This is a genomic window from Sphingobium sp. EM0848 (assembly GCF_013375555.1).
Taxonomy (GTDB): Bacteria; Pseudomonadota; Alphaproteobacteria; order Sphingomonadales; family Sphingomonadaceae; genus Sphingobium.
Genome location: NZ_JABXWB010000005.1, coordinates 1728763 through 1747604 on the forward strand (window position 1 = coordinate 1728763; position 18842 = coordinate 1747604).

The 18842-nt window shown below is 62.9% G+C and carries 15 protein-coding genes; 7 read left to right on the forward strand and 8 right to left on the reverse strand.

The window, feature by feature from the left end; genetic code table 11:
• Positions 1 to 11: 11 nt before the first annotated feature.
• Both HUK73_RS25915 and HUK73_RS25920 read right to left on the reverse strand, forming a co-directional pair.
• On the reverse strand, positions 12 to 1199 hold the full coding sequence (locus HUK73_RS25915) for a glycosyltransferase (RefSeq protein WP_255326553.1): 1188 nt from the start codon (positions 1197 to 1199) through the stop codon (positions 12 to 14).
• 3 nt (positions 1200 to 1202) lie between these two features.
• Complete coding sequence (locus tag HUK73_RS25920) at positions 1203 to 1940, reverse strand: polysaccharide deacetylase family protein (protein WP_176594593.1); 738 nt, start codon at positions 1938 to 1940, stop codon at positions 1203 to 1205.
• Positions 1941 to 2172: 232 nt separating this feature from the next.
• Here HUK73_RS25920 and HUK73_RS25925 point away from each other — a divergent pair, with 232 nt between their 5' ends.
• Entirely contained in the window at positions 2173 to 3201 is a 1029-nt protein-coding gene (locus HUK73_RS25925; protein WP_176594594.1) for an endonuclease/exonuclease/phosphatase family protein, read from the forward strand.
• A 262-nt stretch (positions 3202 to 3463) separates the two neighbouring features.
• Positions 3464 to 5884 carry a TonB-dependent receptor gene (locus HUK73_RS25930; protein WP_255326554.1) on the forward strand — a complete coding sequence of 807 codons (2421 nt, stop codon included), beginning with the start codon at positions 3464 to 3466 and terminating at the stop codon, positions 5882 to 5884.
• Between the two features lie 81 nt (positions 5885 to 5965).
• Here HUK73_RS25930 and HUK73_RS25935 read toward each other — a convergent pair whose 3' ends face one another.
• The 5 genes from HUK73_RS25935 to HUK73_RS25955 are packed head-to-tail and all read right to left on the reverse strand — an operon-like array spanning position 5966 to position 11877.
• Positions 5966 to 7306, reverse strand: coding sequence for a HAMP domain-containing sensor histidine kinase (locus HUK73_RS25935; protein ID WP_176594595.1), 1341 nt, complete (start codon positions 7304 to 7306; stop codon positions 5966 to 5968).
• A gap of 1 nt (position 7307) precedes the next feature.
• Complete coding sequence (locus tag HUK73_RS25940; RefSeq protein ID WP_255326555.1) at positions 7308 to 7991, reverse strand: response regulator transcription factor; 684 nt, start codon at positions 7989 to 7991, stop codon at positions 7308 to 7310.
• A 54-nt stretch (positions 7992 to 8045) separates the two neighbouring features.
• Entirely contained in the window at positions 8046 to 10385 is a 2340-nt protein-coding gene (locus HUK73_RS25945) for a TonB-dependent receptor (protein WP_176594596.1), read from the reverse strand.
• Entirely contained in the window at positions 10327 to 11292 is a 966-nt protein-coding gene (locus HUK73_RS25950) for a FecR domain-containing protein (RefSeq protein ID WP_176594597.1), read from the reverse strand. Before HUK73_RS25950 ends, HUK73_RS25945 begins: the two co-directional genes overlap by 59 nt.
• A gap of 45 nt (positions 11293 to 11337) precedes the next feature.
• Entirely contained in the window at positions 11338 to 11877 is a 540-nt protein-coding gene (locus tag HUK73_RS25955; RefSeq protein ID WP_176594598.1) for an RNA polymerase sigma factor, read from the reverse strand.
• 230 nt (positions 11878 to 12107) lie between these two features.
• Here HUK73_RS25955 and HUK73_RS25960 point away from each other — a divergent pair, with 230 nt between their 5' ends.
• The 4 genes from HUK73_RS25960 (at position 12108) to HUK73_RS25975 (ending at position 16597) form a co-directional block, all read left to right on the forward strand.
• A complete protein-coding gene (locus HUK73_RS25960; protein WP_176594599.1) occupies positions 12108 to 12905 on the forward strand; it encodes an SDR family NAD(P)-dependent oxidoreductase in 798 nt (265 codons plus the stop codon).
• Position 12906: 1 nt separating this feature from the next.
• Entirely contained in the window at positions 12907 to 13551 is a 645-nt protein-coding gene (locus HUK73_RS25965) for a hypothetical protein (RefSeq protein ID WP_176594600.1), read from the forward strand.
• A gap of 9 nt (positions 13552 to 13560) precedes the next feature.
• A complete protein-coding gene (locus HUK73_RS25970) occupies positions 13561 to 14418 on the forward strand; it encodes an SDR family NAD(P)-dependent oxidoreductase (RefSeq protein ID WP_176594601.1) in 858 nt (285 codons plus the stop codon).
• Positions 14419 to 14566: 148 nt separating this feature from the next.
• A complete protein-coding gene (locus tag HUK73_RS25975; RefSeq protein WP_176594602.1) occupies positions 14567 to 16597 on the forward strand; it encodes an elongation factor G in 2031 nt (676 codons plus the stop codon).
• An 8-nt stretch (positions 16598 to 16605) separates the two neighbouring features.
• Here the strand turns inward: HUK73_RS25975 and HUK73_RS25980 are convergent, their stop codons facing one another.
• Entirely contained in the window at positions 16606 to 17373 is a 768-nt protein-coding gene (locus tag HUK73_RS25980) for a Crp/Fnr family transcriptional regulator (RefSeq protein WP_176594603.1), read from the reverse strand.
• 151 nt (positions 17374 to 17524) lie between these two features.
• On the opposite strand from HUK73_RS25980, the gene hemN reads away from it, so the two are divergent.
• A complete protein-coding gene (hemN, locus tag HUK73_RS25985) occupies positions 17525 to 18832 on the forward strand; it encodes an oxygen-independent coproporphyrinogen III oxidase (RefSeq protein ID WP_176594604.1) in 1308 nt (435 codons plus the stop codon).
• Positions 18833 to 18842 lie beyond the last annotated feature (10 nt).

The window sequence follows — 18842 nt, forward strand, 5'->3', positions numbered from 1 at the left end:
GATGCTCATTTTCATTGTCTGGAAGAGGTGACGTTGCCGCTGGCCGGGCGCCTCAGTCGGTCCCGGCGGGATTTTTCGCTGGAACTGCCAAGGCACGCCGAGACGGCAAAACTGGTGAGATAGGAGGGAGCCGCAGTCTCCAGCGTGAAGCGCCGGGCCTGAGCGAGGCTGGCCGCTTCGTCCTGAACGATCCGGTCGGCAACGGCGATGGCGCGGGCAAAGGCCGTGACGTCGCCGGGCGGGATCAGTCGGCCCAGCGCACCGTCGCCCAACAAGGCGCCCATTGCCGCGCTGCATCGCGTCGCGATGATCGGTCGCCCGGTGGCCAGCACCTCCAGAATGACGGCAGGAACGCCTTCATAGTCGGAAGAAAGCAGGAAGATATCGTTTCGGCCAATAAGGGATGCGGGATCGGGCACATGACCTGCGAAATGGATGCGCCCGGCAATACCCAGCCCATCGGCCAGTTTCTCCAGCCTCACTCGATCAGGACCATCCCCGTAGAGGGTCAGCCGATCCTGCGGGCCGGCGCCCAGAGCAAAGGCCTCCAGCATCAAGGCGAAATTCTTTTGCCGTACCAGTCGGCCGATGGCAACGAAGCGGCGGCCCTCTCCCGTGGTTTCGGGCAGGGTCCGCGAACGGAGCCGGTCGATCTGCGCCAACGACAGCGCGGGATCGGGAATGATGCTGATCGCCGGGTGGCGGGGGCGGATCAATGTCGCGATCTCTGCCTCCAGTCCCGGCGCCATGGCGACGAAATGGTCGATGAAACGCCCCTGAATCCTCAGCCAGAGGCGATAGGCTATCCGTCCTGGGCCGGGCATGTCGCGCCGTTCCAGATCATTGCTGATCTTCGCCAGGATGGGCGGGCAAGCGCGGCCGAGCAACAGTTTCATCGCCACCGCAACGACAGCATAGCTGTTGCCCGCACAGAACAGCACATCTGGCCGCAGGCGCCGGATCGCAGCGGGTAGTGTCGCGATCATCCAGAGCGTTTCGCACCAAGCGATCGAAAAGCGCGGGCGGAGCGGCATATAGGGGTCGAGCCCCTCACCCAGTTCCCGCTGCATCGCGCCGTCGCTGCGTCCCATGAACAGCGGCGCGTCGACACCCTGTTCGCGCCAGTGACGCACCAGCCGCAACGCAACGCGCTCGACCCCGCCGGGTTCGAAGCTGTGGAGGAAGGTCAGGATGCGCATGATTCAGCCCGTCAGCAGATCGCCATAGCGACCGGCCTCATGTGTCCGCGTCAGGCGGTGCAGGGCCCGGTCGATGCTCGCCAGCAGGCGGGGTACATGCGCGTCGCCCGGATGGACGGCGACCCGCGCCACTGCGGTATGACGCAGCAATGGCGGCAGCAGGCGGGCCGCCAGCAACGAGGAAGCGATGCGCGCCCGGCTACGGCTGGCCCAGGTCAGCACCGGTCCACGCGCCAGCACCCGGCCCGTCGCTGGTTGCCACACCTTCATATGATCTTCCGCCAGCGCGAAGCCGGTTTCGGCCAGAGCCTCCAGCGCCGGGGGACCGTACAGCCAGGCGGGGGCGACAAACCCCGCCACCGGACGCCCGATGATGGACTGGATCAGGTCGCGTGCGTCGGTCATACGCCGCTCGGCCGTGGCCCTGTCGAGGCCAAGAAACTCACCCTCCCCCGCCGTCATGTGGCGCGCCTTGAAACGCGCCGCCGCGCCCTGATGCGTCGTCATGTCGCGGTGGAACCAGCCATGGGCGAAGATGCTGACCCCCGCGTCCGACCAACCCCGCAGCCGCCCCGCAAAGGCGCTTTCAGGCCGCAGCGGATGGGCACCCCAATGGTCCGGTACAACCAGCATCGCCAGCCGATCGACCGGAACATGCCGGGTCAGCCGGTCCAGCAGCAGGTCGACTTCGGCTTCGAAGCGCGGACCAACATCATGAATCGACAGAAGAAGTTTCTTCACGACTGCCCCCCACAGACTGAAGCATACCCATTTACGAGCGCCCCTATGCGTGCTGCCGATGACTTGATGATGACAGTTTTGTTCATGCGTGGAATTTCGCTCCTGACTTCAGGACGACATCCCGGACGGCAACCGCAGTCGAACAGGATCATGAACTCTTTTTCATCTTTGCGATGACTGCGGCGGCGCCCTTTCCCTGCCGTCCTCCGCCCATTGCGGTAGGAGAAGGACATTGCGTTTTTTCAGACGAATCCTGCAGGTGACCGCACTCGCTGCACTGGTCACCGCCGCGCCCTCCCTCCATCCGCGCAGCCTGACTCCGCCCGCCGCACCCGCGCCCTTTTCCGGCCAGCTTTCCGTGATGACCTATAATATTCATGGCGTGCCATGGCCGGTCGCATGGGGACGGCCCGCCGATTTCGACCGCATGGCGGCAACCCTTCGGTCCCTGCGCACGCAGGGGCGCAACCCGCATGTCGTCCTCTTGCAGGAAGCCTTTACCAGCGAAGCGCAGGCCATGGGCCGTGCGGCAGGATATCGCTATATCGCCAACGGCGCCGATCAGGATGCAAGCAGCGGACTGCGCCCGAGTTCCGCCGATCTGCGCTTCGCAGAGCAGGATTCATGGCTCCATGGCGAAGGTGTCGGGAAATATGTCGGCAGTGGCTTACAGATACTGTCCGATTATCCAATCGTCGATGTGCGCCGGATGGTTTTCCCCGCCTTTGCCTGCGCGGGGTTCGATTGTCTGGCGAACAAGGGCGCGCTGCTTGCCCGCATCCGGCTGCCCGGTCAGGCCGATCCGGTGGATGTCGTGACCACCCATCTCAACAGCCGGCGTGCTTCCCGTGTGGCAGATGAACGGTCCAACCATGCCTTTACAGCGGAATTGGTCGATCTGGGTGCGTTCATCCGAAACAATCACGATCCGCGCAATGCGCTCATCGTGGCGGGTGATTTCAATGCAGGGCAGACGCCCCAGCGGCGGGCAGATCTGATCGAACAGGCGACGCGCAACTGGGCGCCGGGGGCAAGGGTCGACAATGCCTATGATGCAGCGCAGGCCAGCGGTATCGCTTTGACGGCGGATGGGCTTTCCTCCCGCCAGCGCGGACGTGACTGGGAATTTTTCGCGCCGGGCCGGACCATGGGCATGACGCTGCATGGGATCACGGTTCCCTTCGGGCATGACAGAAGCGGTGTGATGTTGTCGGATCATATAGGCTATTCAGGAATATTCGATATAGGACGATCTACATGATCGATCACATAATATCAGTTATTATCATTTTATATTAGTCTTATATCGCTAATATTATTATATTATTTTGTTATTTTTATTTATATTTATTTGTATAAATATTCAATATTTTCCATTTACATTATATTTTTTGAAAAATGAACCGAAAATGACAGGAATTATATTGCAATTGTGACAATCATTGTCACAAAAATGTTGCGATGCAGTTCTAGTGGCCGCCCCGCAAAGCATCCACTCGATGGATTTAAAAAGGGGTACTGTCATGATTCGCTCTTCCTCCAGCCTGCTGCGCATGTCGCTCGGCGGCCTGCTGCTGGCGTCGGTTTCCGCGCCCGCCCTGGCCCTTGCCGCTACCGATCAACAGCCTGCCGAAGCCACAACCGCCGCTGCTGAAGATGCGGGCCTGGGCACCATCGTCGTCACCGCCACGAAGCGCGAAACCAGCCTTCAGGAAACGCCGATCGCCATTTCCGTGGTCGATACTGCGGTCCTCAAGGATCGCCATATCCAGAGCCTGATGGACTTTGCCGACGGCGCCGTGCCCTCGCTGCGCGTTGCCACGTTCGAAGCCCGTCAGTCGGCGCTGACCGTCGGCATTCGCGGCATCGTGCCCTTCGACCAGAACCAGACTGCCCGCGACACGGGCGTCGGCGTCTATGTCGACGGCGTCTATCTCGGCCGTTCGCAGGGCCTGAACGCGGCGCTGTTCGACGTCGAGCGCATCGAAGTGCTGCGTGGCCCGCAGGGCACGCTGTTCGGCCGTAACACCGAAGGCGGCGCACTCAGCATCGTCACCAAGGCGCCCACCGGCGAATTCGGCGGCCGCTTCACTGGCGGTGTCGGCAACTACGGCAGCTACAACAGCGAAATTCACCTGAACCTGCCCGCCTTCTATAATATCGCGCTCAAGTTCGACGGCGTCGTCCAGCACCAGGACGCGACGGTCAAGAACCCGCTGCCCGGCAATTATGGCTGGAACTATTACAACCGCTACGGCGGCCGTACCTCGGCCCTCTGGAAGCCGGTCGATGGCCTGTCGGTCGAGGTCGCCTATGACCAGGCGAAGGACGAAAATACGCCCTTCTACAGCCAGCTTGTCAACTACAACCCGAACAACCTGCCGGTCGCCACGCTGTCGAACGGTGTGCTTAGCTGCGCTGCTGCGAAGTGCATTAACCCGCTCTCGCCGCTCGTCGTCGTCAGCGGCGATAAGCGCATGAGCACTGCCGACATCGGCGTGCCGCAGCAATTGAGCGTCGACAAGACTCATGGCGTTTCTTCGACCATCAAATATGACGTAACGTCCAACCTTCAGCTGCGCTCGATCACCGCATGGCGCGGCGTAACCACCGCACAGTGGGACAATTCGGGCGGCGCACATCGCACTGTGTTCGCTCCCAACGCGAACTTCAGCCGCTACAGCCTGTCCGACTTGACCCAGCATCAGTTCAGCCAGGAGTTCCAGGCCGTGGGCAGCCTGCCCAATCTCGACTATGTCGTCGGCCTCTATTACTTCCAGGAAAATGCGCGGGAATCGGCGGCGACGCCGTCCTCCAACAAGTGGAACGCCGACGGTACTGGCTATACCATCAACAACCCGCTCGTTTTCGGCACCATCTCATCGGGCAATCAGGGCTGGGCCTATGGCTCGCGCTTCATTCAGCGTGACAGCCATGCAACAGCGCACAGCTATGCCGCTTTTGCCCAGGCAACCTGGACCCCGGCCGGCATGGACATGCTGCACCTGACGGTGGGCGGCCGCTACACCAAGGACAAGCGCAACGGCGCGCTGACCATGGTATCGGGCGTGGCGACTCCCTGGACCTTCTCCTTCGACAATGATCGCTTCGACCCAATGGCCACGCTGGCCTTCGACGTGTCCAAGGATGTCCACGTCTACGCCAAATATTCGACCGGCTATCGCGCCGGTGGCGCCAACGACCGTTCGTCCAACTTCGGCGCCTTCGGCCCGGAAAAGGTCAAGTCCTATGAAGTCGGCGCCAAGATGGACATGCTGGACAACAAGGTCCGCCTGAACGTAGCCGGCTACATCATGGACCGCACGGGCACGCAGATCGACTTCGACCATGTCGACACCAGCCCGACCCTGGCGAACGGCCAGCCGAACCCGACCTTCAACCTTCACACCGAAGATACGGCCAATGCGCCGGGCACCTCGAAGATCCGGGGCGTCGAGGCTGACTTCACCGCTAACCCGGTCGAGGGCCTAACGATCGGCGCATCCTACGCCTATACCTACACCAATATCCCGGCGACGCCGAACCCGCAGCTGGCCGGCAATCCCCTAACCCAGGTGTTCGTGGTGTTCACGCCGCGCAACGCAGCGTCGGGCTATCTCGACTATGTGATACCGGTATCGGTGATCGGTGGCGACACCAAGTTGCGCTTCCACATCGACGGCAACTATGCGGACAGCATGTACAGCTTCCAGAACGAGGCGACCAAGACCGACTCCAGCTTCATCGTGAACGGCCGCATCGCGCTGGCCGACATCCGCATGAACGATCACGGCCAGACCTTCACCGTGTCGGCGTGGAGCCGGAACCTGTTCAACGAATCGCATATCTACCGCCGCTCGGCAGCCAATGCCGCGACGCTGGGCGACTATGCGAACTTCAATGCTCCGCGCACCTGGGGTCTCGAAGGCACGGTCAACTTCTGATCCCGGCCTGATCGCAAATGGAAATGGCGCGCTGTTCAACGCAGCGCGCCATATTTTTTGTGTATTTCCTTTGCTTCGAACTCAGGCGCCGCATCGCGGCAGCAACACGCGCACCAGCAGGCCGGGCTTCGCGTCCGCCAGTTCCAGCGTCCCGCCATGCAGTCGCGCAATCGAAGCGACCAGTGGCAGTCCAAAACCATGCCCGCCCCCATTCCCGCCGCGCGACAATCGGCCAAAGCGGTCCAGCGCCGTTGCCCTATCCTCCGCCGCGATGCCGGGGCCGTTATCGGCGACACTGAGCACCGCCCCGGTCTCATTCCCCTGAAGCCCGATATTGATCCCGGTTCCGGGCGGGGTATGCTGCAACACATTCTCGACCAGATTGACGACCATCTGCATCAGCAACTGATCGTCCCCGACGACAGTCACCCGCTCCAGCACCGAAACGGTGATCGGGTGACCCGTTTCTTCAATCGCCGGCTCCAGCGCCTCGACGCCTTCCTTCACCAATGCGGTGAGATCGACCGTCGCGAAATTGGCGCGGCGAGCGCCACTTTCCACCTCCGCGATCCTCAATAATGCGGCAAAAAGGCCAAGCAGCCGATCCGCCTCCGCCTGCGCCGCCTCTATCCCGTCGCGGACATCGGTCGCCCGCGGATCCTGAGCAAGCAGACTGAGGCGGTTGCGCAGCCGGGCAAGCGGCGTGCGCAGTTCATGCGCGACGCCATTGGTGACATGCCCCATTTCCTCCATCAGCGTGCCGATCCGATCCAGCATCCGGTTGAAGGATTCGGCCTGCCGGTCGAAGGCGGTGCCCGATCCATCGACCGGCACTCGCTGGGACATGTCGCCATCGAAAATCGCATCCACTGTCCGCCGCATGTCGACGATCCGGCGGCGAATGATCAGCGCGAAGGTAGTCGCTGCCGTCAGTGCAATGGCGATGATGGAACCAAAGCCGACAATATAGATGCGCGTCCGCGCCGCGTTATAATCGTCGAACGGCTCTGTCTCCGCAATCACCGCCAGTCGCAGCCCGTCACCCAGATCGCGGACAAGCACCTTGCCGCGACTGAGCCCTGTGATCCGGTCGGCCCGGTCTACGCGCGACAATCCCGACGGCAGGGCGCGGGAAACGCGGACATTGCCCGCCACCTGCCGCCCATGATCGAAGAGGATGAAGCCGAGGTCGCCCGTATCGCGATCCTGTGTCGCCAGGCCGATGCGCTGACCGATGCGGGATATACGGGGCTTTTCGCCCTGCGGCGCGACTTGCAGGCTCGCGCTTTCGATGCGCTGCGCCACCATATGGTCGATCGTCCGCAGCGTCGCGAAATAGATGCCGAAGGCCGTCGCCAGCGTCGCGCAGAGAAAAACCAGCAGGAAGGCGAGCGTCAGCGCCCGCAGCGATCGCAAATGCAAATCATCCCCTCAACATATAGCCGACGCCGCGAATGGTCTTGATCGGATCGTCATCGCCAAATTCGGTGAGCTTGATCCGCAGCCGGCGGATATAGGCCTCCACGATATTGGTCGCAGGTTCGAAATCATAATTCCACACCCTTTCCAACAACATGGCCCGCGTCACGGTGGTGTCGGCATTGCGCACCAGTTCGGTCAGCAACTTGAATTCGATCTTCTGAAGGTTGAGCGCCTTGCCGTTGCGCCAGGCGCTATGCTTGGTCGGGCTGACCAGCAGGTCGCCCGCGCGCAGCGTTTCCTCCGAACCCCGCTCCGTCCAGCCGCGCGCCCGCATCAGTGCGCTGATCCGGGCATTGAGTTCGGCTGGGTCGACCGGCTTCACCACATAATCGTCGGCGCCCCCCTCCAGCCCCTCGACCTTCTGTCGCGACTGGCCCAGCGCCGTCATCATGATGATCGGCGTCAGGATCTGATGCTCACGCAAACTTTTGAGGACCGCGATGCCGTCCATTTTCGGCAGGATGCGGTCGAGGATGATGAGATCGAAACGGCTTTTTGCGACCAGTTCGATCGCGCGGCGGCCATCTTCGGCCAGGGTGGTTTCATGGCCGAACAGGCGCAATTGTTCGGCCAGTTGCGCGGCCAGAGCGTCGTCATCTTCAACGATGAGGAGATGCAGAGACAATGATTTCGTCCTGATGATTCGATAATTGTCCCCTGCGCCGCCGGTCTAGCATCGTCACCACCGCCGCGCGAGGGAAAGCGTCACAGTCCGGGGTTGAAGCGGCGTATATTGCGGCGCTTGACGGATCGAGAAGGGGTTGCCGAAGGCAAAGCTGTCGCCCCGCACATCGAACAGATTGTCGAGCCGTACCGCCAGCGACCATGGTCCCCGCTCCACCGAATTGCTGGCTGACATCACCATATAATCGCCCATGCTGCGGTCCAGATCATCATCGAAGGACAGGCGTGCATCACCGATATAATTGGCCTGGATCGCGCTCTGTACGTTCCAGTTCCCAATCCGGTAATGGCGGGATAGCGCGGCCCGCCCCGTGATGTCCGGCGCGACCGGCAAGCGGCGATCGCTCAGCTTCTGTCCGGTTGCCGACCGCACCAGCTTTGCATCCTGCACCGTGCCGCCCAGCGAAAGCGCGAAGCCAGCGCCCATCTGCCAGTCGATAGTCCCTTCCAGCCCGACGATCCGCCCGCTTCCTGCATTGCGGGTAGAAACCAGCCCGTTGCGCAACAGATAATCGGACTGGATCTCGTCCCACAGCGTATAATAGGCGCTCGTCGAAACGGACAGGCGATTGTCCCGGAAGCTCTTCCTGTATCCCAGATCGAACGTGCCCAGTTCATCGGCATCAAAATGGCCCGACGCCCGCATTCCCGCCGGGGCGAGGCCGCCCGGCCGCATCGCCCGGGCATAACGCAGGAAGAGCAGGCCGTCGTCCGCCAGGGCATAGGAAAGAGCGACGCTGGGCGAAAGGATGAGCTTGCCGCTGTTGCGCAGCCGCGCCTCCTCCGCCCTGTCCGCCTGCGCCTTGTCTTTCGCGAGCGAATAGAACAGCCTGAGCCCCAATGTCGCGTCCAGACGCCGCGCCAGCTTCACGGTTCCTTCCCCGAACAGCGCATATTCGCTGACGACGCGGTGCAGATCCTCGACTGTACGGGGTGTGCCATCGTCGCCGGTGATGATCCCCTGATCGCGGGTCGTCGCCCGCAGGATGGAGATGCCCGCCACCCAGGGGCTTTGCTTGCCCTCCGACAGGCGGAATTCGTGGTTCAGCACGGAATAGCTGCGCGCATCGTCGAACTGGGCATTGCCCGTCAGCCCGAAAAATGCTGCCGACGCGCTGGCGTCGAGCGTGGAGGAAAAGCGCTGCTCGACATAGCTGGTGGCGGAGAGCAGTTCCAACCCGCCCAGCGCGCCGGTGATCGCGGCATGGGCCATCTTGAAATCATTGTCGGTCGGTTCCGCAATGCGGCTGTCGCGACGAAGGTCGTGCTCGACCGCCATCACATATTGGCTGTCGCGAGAATCGATATTCTGCATCCAGTAACCGGCATCGATCGTCCAGCGGTCGGAGGGATGCCACTGGACAGCCAGCCGGAGGCCATCTGTATGGGTCGAATTGCTGTCCCTGCCCACGCCAGTGCTGTCAATCCAGCCGCCGTCGACGAAATCATAACCCACCAGCCGGATCGCCAGCCGGTCCTCCACCAGCGGCAGGTTCAGCATGGCCTCCGCCCCGTGTCCAGGGCGGCCATGCTCCACCACCGAACCCGACAGCCTGACCCAGCCCTCGCTATCCGCCGGATCGGGACGGCGCGTCACGACATGATAGATGCCGCCCAGCGCGCCCGATCCGTAAAGCGGTCCCTGCGGGCCTTTCAATATTTCCACCCGGTCGACATCGATCAACCGCAGGTCGGGATCGGGTGCATTGAAGGTGACGCGCGCTTCATCGACCTGCACCGCGACGGTGGACTGACTCTGGCCATTGAAGGGACTGTCGGCCACCCCGCGAATAAACTGCCGGTTACGACCCGGCCCCAGATTGGTCATGGCCAGGCCTTCCATGTCCAGGCTCATGTCGCGGCTGCTGAGTGACCGTGCCGCCTTGCCGCTGTCGATGGCGGACAGCACCGACACTGACAGCGGGATGGCGGACAAAGCCTGCTGGCGTTTTTGCCCGGTGACGATGATGTCGGCCCCGGCAATGGCGGCCAGCGGCGCGACGACCGGTGCGACATCCTCATGCTTTGCCTTGCGTTCGAGGCGATAAAGCCTCGCCCCGACCCTCACCGCACGCAGCCGCGTACCGTCGAGCAGTTTGCGCAGCGCGCTTTCCGCCGAAAGGGTTCCTGTGACGCGCCGTGCCGTCACCATGGGCAGATCGCCGGGATACCCCACCGACAGGCCGGTGATCTGAGAGAATCGGGCTATGCTGGCCGCCAGCGGTCCGGCAGGCAGGTCGAAATAGTAGCTGGCCTCGCGCGCTTCTGCCGGAGCCTCAGCGGCCGCCAGCCCTGCCAAGGCGCAGAGTATCGCCGTTCCCGGCATGCTCGGCATGGACCGAAAGATCCATGACCGCCGCCAGATCGGCGAGCAACCTCGACCCGTCACCGATGACAAGCGTACCCGAAAAATGACCGGCCTCCAGCGCAGGATCGACGATAATGCGCTTGCCCGAATAACGAGAAATATCCGCCGCGACGAGAGAAAGCGGCGCGTTGCTGTAAGAAAGCCGTCCCTGCCGCCAGCTGCCGATTTCCGCCGCCACGACCGGGGACAGGGCCAGCTCCTCGCCCTGCCGTGCCATCAACTGGTGCCCTGCCGTCACTTTGACCTCCCCCTCCGTGCTGTCAGAGGAGACGGCAACCGCCCCTTCCGACACCGCGACACGGAAGCCGCCATCGGAAATATTCACGGAAAAGTGCGTGCCAATATCGGTGATGCGATAATGGCCCACCTCCACCGTCAGGCTGCGCGAGGGGTCGTGCTTGACCGCGAAATAGGCCTCGCCACTGTTCATCTCGATGCGCCTTGCATCCTTGCCGTGCACGACGATCCGGCTCGCGGGCGACAATGTGATGGCGGTCCCTCCCGCCAGTGAGACCGACCGGCTCGCTTCGGCATCCGACGCGTAGGTCATTGCCGTTTCGGGCGCACGCAGCATCGGCATGCCGACGACCAGCGCCAGCGCGGCTGCGGCACTGCTGCCCCACAGCCACATCCTGCGCCCCGGGCGCCGCGCTTCCGCCGCGACATGCGCCTCTGACAGGGCCCGCACGGCATCCTTATGCTCATCCACGGTAGCAGCCACCAGCGCGACGGCATCAAAGGCGTCGCGATGCCGGGGGTCGGCCTCCAGCCAGACCATATAACCGTTCCAATCGGCATCGTCGCTTTCCAGCGTCGTTTGCCAATGCAGGGCCTGTTCGATCAGACCTTCGTCAATATCCGACTGCGCCGTCATGGCGAGTCCCTTTCTTCCCTGTCACAGCTCACAAGACGGCAGCCTTCATCCTTTACCCCAGTCCAACAAGGCACGGCGCAAATATTTCATGGCGACCGCCATATGTTTTTCAACGCCGCTCTTGCTGATGCCGAGCCGCGTGGCAACCTCGGCATGGCTCAATCCCTCCAGCTTGTGCAGTTCAAAAGCGCGACGCGCGCCATCGGGCAGGTTGGCGATGGCGGATGTCAGGGTCGCAACCTCCTCCCGCGCGATCATCCGCTGTTCGGCATTATCGTGCTGGTCGATCGGCTCGATACCGGGCTGGGCGAAATCGGTCGCATGATCGGCCCAGCGGCGATCGCGCGCCATGCGCCGCTGCCGTTCGCGCAGGCGGTCCACCACCATATTCTGCGCCATGCGGAACAGATAGGCCCGGCCATTGGCCACCGGACCCGATGGCCGCTGACGCACGCGCAGCCACAATTCCTGGAGCAGATCCTCCGCCTCCGCCGGGTCGCCCGTACGCGCGAGCAGCAGACGCCGCAATTCGGCCTGGTGCAGACCGTAAAGCGCTTCCACGCCATCTTTTTCGCCCAAGCTCATGCGAGCTTCTTTTGCAAAGTCATGGCAGCTTCGGAAAGTGAATTTTTCGTAGTACATTGCGAGCAGAGTTGGGCGCCGTCCGAGCCGGACGCAACAGCAGGTTATTCATCTGCAAAATATCATTTTCATCTCATTATTGCGATATAATGCGTAGATCATTATCATCATGACATTGCATTTAATCAATCAACGCGGCACAATAGAAAAATCAAACAGGCAGGAGCGGGTGTATGAGCGATTTGCGGCTGGCAGGTAAGGTTGCCGTCATCACGGGCGGCGCACGCGGCATGGGGGAAGCGACCAGCCGCCTGTTTGCCCAGCATGGGGCACATGTGGTGATCGCCGACATATTGGAGGAGGATGGCCGCGCGCTGGCGAAGGAAATCGGGTCGGCGGCGGAGTTCATCCGGCTGAACGTGGCGGAGGAAGGCGATTGGGCCGCGCTTGTGGACGGCGTAATGACCCGACACGGCCGGATCGACGCGCTGGTCAATAATGCGGGCGTCATCGCCTTCGGTCCGATAGAGGCATTGCAGTCAGCGGATATCGACAGGGTGCTGGCGGTCAATGTGAAGGGACCGATGCTGGGTCTCAAACATGTCGGCGGTGCGATGAAGGCCGCCGGACGGGGCGCCGTCGTCAACATCTCCTCCATCGACGGCCTGCGCGGGGTCAACGCCCTCTCGCTTTACAGCGCTTCCAAATGGGCAGTGCGGGGCTTCACCAAATCGGCCGCACTGGAATTCGGACCGCATGGCGTGCGCGTCAACAGCGTGCATCCCGGCGGCGTCGATACGGTGATGAGCAATCCGCTTGGAGCGCAGGGCGACGCCCGCAACTCCGGCTATGAGCGCGTACCCTTGCAGCGTATCGGCGAGCCACAGGAAATCGCGGCGGCCAGCCTGTTCCTCTGTTCCGACGAGGCAAGCTATATCAGCGGGGCCGAACTGGCCGTGGATGGCGGCTGGACGGCAGGCTATTATCACCATTATCTGCCGGGCGCCCCAGCCTCGCTTCAGGCGATCTGAGATGCGGACCATGGGGCATGTCGCCCTGCACTATCCCGACAGGGAGGCAGGACCGTTGGCCGCCCAGTTGCTGGGTGCGATCGGCTTCGTCGAAACCCAGATGCTGCCGCTTCCGGACGGCAACTTCTACCGCTTCGTGGTCGATGAGAGGCATCGGCAGCGGGGCGACGGCATCGTCTATCTTTCCTGCTTGCCGTCCACGCAGGCAGCGTTGATCGCGGCGGCGCGGGAGGCTCTGGGCCATGGGACGCCCCACGCGCATCCCGCCATAGCGGATCTGCGAGCCGCATTGGACAGCGACCCGGAATATATGTTCCACGTCGGCATGCTGCTGGATTCGCTGGAGGAACTGGAACGCGTCACCCTGGCGCTGATGGCGCTGGAGAAAAGCGATCCGGCATTCAAAGACCGGCTCAGGATCGTCATCAATCGACCGCAGCCTGGTGATGCCGCCGTTGACGCACGGCTGGACGCCTCTGCTGTTTTCGGCAGCGTCACCCGCCATGCCTATGGCCGAAACGGGGTGCAGGTCTTTGTCGAAACGGATCTGCTGAGCAGCGGCCCGCTGGGCGATTCCCTGGTGCTCGAACTCGATTACGTCTTTCCCGGCAAGGACAGTCACATCCTGTCGGTCGTCGAACTATGAGGGGCTGTCATGACTGAAGAAGAACGGGTCTTTTCCGGCGGCGTCGCCGTTATCACCGGCGCGGGCGCGGGGATCGGCATGGGGCTGGCGCGGCGCTGCGGCGAAATCGGCATGACGGTGATTGTAACGGACATCGATCAGGCACGCGCCGATGCAGTCGCCGCTGGCATCGTAGCGGCAGGCGGCAAGGCCGAGGCGATCCGGGTCGATGTCTCCCGGCCGGAGGCACTGGATGCGCTGGCACAGGACATAGTCGACCGGCACGGCGCGGTGCGGCTGCTGATCAACAATGCAGGAATCGAGACGCTGGGCTTCACCTGGGAGATCCCGGTCGAACGGTGGGAAACGACGCTGAACGTCAATATCCACGGCATTGTCCATGGCGTGCGCGCCTTCGTGCCGCACATGCTGCGCGCGGGGCAGGAGGCGTGGATCGCCAATCTCGCCTCCATCGGCGCCTTCGGGCAGATGCCAACGCAGACCGCCTATATCATGAGCAAGCATGCCATCCAGGCGTTCAGCGAATGTCTCTATCTGGAGATGCAGGTGGCGGGCGCGCCGATCCATGTCAGTTCGGTCGTTCCGGCGATGGTCAAGTCGAGCATCTTTGACGCGGAGGCGGGCAAGGGCGAACCGGACGGCGCGGCCCGGCATCGCGCGGTCATGGCGCAGATGATGGCGGCCCATGGCATGGAGACGGATGAGGCATGCCGCCGCTTCATCGCGAAGATCGCGGCCGGGGAGTTCTGGGTCGATAACGATCCGCCGGTGACCGCCCAATCGGTCGATGGCCGCATCGCCTTTCTGGCCGGTCGGGAGAAGCCCGCACTCAACGAAACCACGCGTCAGTTGCTGGGGCTGAATTGATTTCAGGCCCCGGCCTTTAACGATACGGGACGCGTATCGACCTTTCCGTCTTTCTGCCCCTTGCTTTGCAGTCCGCTTGGGCCGATCTTCGCGACTCCGGCACACGACCTCCCGCGTGATTTTGACGCACGAGATATGGAGAGGGGACATGAAGGCAATCGGCAACAGCTCGAAGGTCATCGCACTCATCGGGCCGGCTGGCACGGGCAAGACAAGTCTGGCGGAAGCCATGCTCTTCGCGGCGGGGGCCATCCCCCGCCTCGGTGCGGTCAAGCAGGGCAACAGTACAGGCGATGCCAGTCCGGAGGCGCGGGCGCGGGGCGGTTCCACCGAACTCAATTTGATGCGGTTCGGCTGGATGGACGAAAATTACGTCCTGCTCGACATTCCCGGCTCGCCCGGCTTTTCCGCGGATGGCAAGATGGCGCTGGGGATGGCCGATCTGGCGCTGGTCGTGGTCGACCCCGATCCGACGCGGGCGCCCCAGGTCGAACCTGTCTTGCGGCATCTCGAAGCGCTGGGAATGCCCCATGCCCTGTTCGTCAACAAGATCGATCAGGCGCGCGGTACGATCGAGGAATTGCTGGAAGCCTTGCAGCCTCTGGCCAACGCGGCCCTCGTGGCCCGGCAAATTCCTATCCGGTCGGGCGAGCATATTGACGGTTTCGTCGATCTGGCGCTGGAGCGCGCCTTTCATTACCGGCCCGGCAAGCCGTCCGAACGCATTCCCATGCCGGCCAATATTCAGGCGGTGGAAGCGGCAGCGCGTTTCCATATGCTGGAACAGCTTGCGGATCATGACGACATATTGCTGGAGCAGTTGCTGAGCGACGCGGTCCCCGACCTCGATCTGATTTTCGGCGATCTGACCCGGGAAATGGCGGCAGGACAGGCGGTGCCCGTCCTGTTCGGTTCGGCGCTCAACGGTTTTGGTGCGCGCCGCTTGCTCAAGATGCTGCGCCACGACACGCCAGCGATGGAGGAGACTGCCCGGCGGCTGGGCCTGGACGAAGGAACGGCGCCGATCTTCAAGATCATGAATGGCAGTTCGGTCGGGCGGCTCGCCCTGACGCGGCTGTTCGGCGGGCCGGCATCGGATTCCGCCGACTGGGTGGATGGCGAAGGCCGTTCCCTGCGGGCGGGCGCGCTGTTCGCGTTGCAGGGCGCCTCCGCCACCAAATTGCGGTCAGTCGAGCGGGGGGACGTCGTCGGGATCGCCAAGCTGGATAATGTGCGGGCAGGCGATTGCCTGAGCATGACGGGCAAGCAGCCGATGGTGCCCGCTTCTGCGGAAAAGATCACGGCCAACTGCGCGCTGGCCCTGTCGGTCAAGGATCACAAGGATGAAGTCCTGCTGTCCTCGGCCATCGGCCGACTGGTGGAGGAGGATGCGGGGCTCGACTGGTCGCCGGATGCGTTGAGCCAGGAAATGCTGATCCGCGGAGTGACCGACGAGCATCTAGCCGTCGCGCTTGAACGGCTGAAGCGGCGGTATAACGTCGACATATCGACCCATCTGCCCCCGGTAGCGTACAGGGAGACCATCAGGAAACCCGTCACCCAACGCGGTCGGCACAAGAAACAATCGGGCGGTCATGGCCAATTCGGCGATGCCGTGCTGGAGGTTCGTCCGCTGGAACGCGATCAGGGTTTCCAGTTCGCGGAGCGCATCACAGGTGGAGCCATCCCCAAACAATGGATCCCCGCCGTCGAACTCGGCGTCCGTGATGCAATGATGAAGGGACCGCTGGGCTTTCCCGTCGTGGATGTGGCTGTCACGCTGATCGATGGCAGTTTCCACAGCGTCGACAGTTCGGAACTGGCGTTCCGGCTGGCCGGGCGGCTTGCCATGTCCGAAGCGCTCGCCGGGGCCGCCCCCTATTTGCTGGAACCCTTTACGCAGGTTTCCATCGCTGCGCCCGGCACCGCCACGTCCCGCATCACATCCTATCTGGCGAGCAAAAGGGGCCAGTTGCTGGGGATTGCGCCTCGCGAAGGCTGGTCACGCTGGGATATGATCGAGATGCTGCTGCCCGGCGCGGAATTGCATGGGCTGGAAGCGGAGCTGCGCTCGCTCAGTCAGGGCATGGCGCATTTCGAAGCGGTGTTCGATCATTTTGCCGAGGTCAATCCCAGGACGGCGAGTGCCATCATCCACAAAAGGCTGGAACCGGCCTGAGCTCTGGCTCACTCCCCTTCCGCCATGCTTTCCAACCGCGCGGCATCGCAAATCCGCACGCCCCGCCGCCCGGCCAGCGCGATCACGCCCAGCCGCTTCAACTCGCTGATCTGGCGGGACACAGTCTCGATGGTCAGCCCCAGAACATCGGCGATCTGTTGCCGCGACAGGGGAAGCTCGATCACCCCGACCCTGTCCGTTCGCAGCCGCCTTTGCATGTCGATCAGCAGTGTCGCCACCTTTTCCCGCGCATTTTTCCGCCCCAGCAGCAGCATCCATGCCCGCGTCCGGTCGAGATCGTCCAGCGTCCGCTTGAGCAGGCAATGCCCCAGCTTCGGATGCTCCCGGGCGAAGCCGTCAAACGCCCCCCTTGGATAGAGGCACAGACGCGCGTCGGTCAGCGCCGTGACGCTATGCGGCGTCCGGGCGCCAAAGGGCCGTCCGATGAAATCCGACGCATAAACCACGCCGACAATCTGTTCCCGCCCGTCGCCGGTGGAGGTGGAAAGCTTCAACGTCCCTTCGATCACATTGGCGACGAGCGTGCTGTTATCGCCCTCCCACATCACGGTCTGCCCGGCCTGCAGCGATACCCGCCGCCCGATCCGGTTCAGCGCCGTGCGCTCCTGTTCGTCAAGGTCCGCGCAGATCGCCTGATCGCGCACTTCGCACTGATCGCAATAATGGCCACTGCAAGCTTTGGCCGAGGGCGCCAGCGCCATGACGAAATCCGGGTCCTGCCGTGCCTTTTGCGCCAGATCAAATCGCATGTTCATGGGCAATCCATGCCGGGGCGGCAGGATGCGACCTATCCGTAATATTCCCTATAGGGTGGTGATTTTCGGGTGGGAGGAGAATTTTCCCGCGCGATCGGTAATTTGACCCCGCTCAATGCCGGGCGCCGCCCCGCATGCGATCAATCCTCACATGTGGACATATTACCCCGATCTGCTCGACCGGCCCGTGCCGCGTTACACCAGCTATCCCACCGCCGCGCAGTTTGGCGGCAATATCGGCGCGATGGAGCTTGCCGCCCGGCTGGACAAGGTCGAAAAGGGCAGCGCGCTCTCGCTCTATGTCCACATTCCCTATTGCCACGACATCTGCTGGTATTGCGGTTGCAACACGGGTGCAGCGAACCGGGTGCAGCGCCTCACCGCCTATGTCGAGTCGCTGGAACGGGAAATCGCCACGGTCGCCCGGCGCCTGAATGGCCGGGGCCGGGTCGCGCGCATCGCCTTCGGCGGCGGCAGCCCCAATTCCCTGCCGCTGGTGGATTTCGTCCGGTTGCTCCAGCAATTGCTGCTCTGTTTCGATGCGCATCATGCCGAATTGTCGGTCGAACTCGATCCCCGCCGCATTGATGCGCAATGGATTGCGACCATGGCCGCCATGGGTGTCGACCGCGTAAATCTGGGCGTCCAGACCTTCACCCCGCATGTTCAGGCACGGATTGGCCGCATTCAGCCGCGCGACATGGTGGAGCGCGCCGTCGACCGGTTCGCCGCCGCCGGGATCGCGACGGGGTTCGACCTGATGTACGGCCTGCCGAGCCAGACGCCCGAGGACCTTGCCGCCACGCTGGACGCCAGCATCGCCATGCGGCCCGCGCGCATCGCGCTGTTCGGCTATGCCCATATGCCCCGACTGTTGCCCCGCCAGCGCCGCATTGACGCCAGCGACCTGCCCGACCTCGCCACCCGTTTTGCCATGGCGGCGGACGGGCACGCCATGCTGACCGGCGCGGGCTATGACTCCATCGGCTTCGACCATTTCGCCCTGCCCCATGACGGCCTGGCCCGCGCGACCCGTGAGGGCCGGCTGCGTCGCAATTTTCAGGGCTTTACCGATGATCCGGCGGACATATTGTTGGGCCTCGGCGCCAGCGCGATCAGCCAGTTCCCCGATCTTATCGTCCAGAATGAGAAACAGGCCGGTCCATGGCGCGAACGGGTCGACGCCGGGCAATTGTCCGCCACCCGCGGCACGATCCGTACGCCCGAGGACCGCCGCCGCGGACGCATCATCGACGCGCTGCTCTGCCGGGGAGAAGCACATGTCGGTACGGCCCATCCCATGCCCGACCTCAGCCGCTTCGAGCAACTCGGCCTCATCCGGCTAAGCGAAGGTCGCATCATATTGACACGGGATGCCCTGCCCTATGCCCGCAGCATCGCCGCCTGTTTCGATGCCCATCTGCAAATCGCAGAACGACGCTTCAGCCAGGCGGTATGACCGTTTTCCA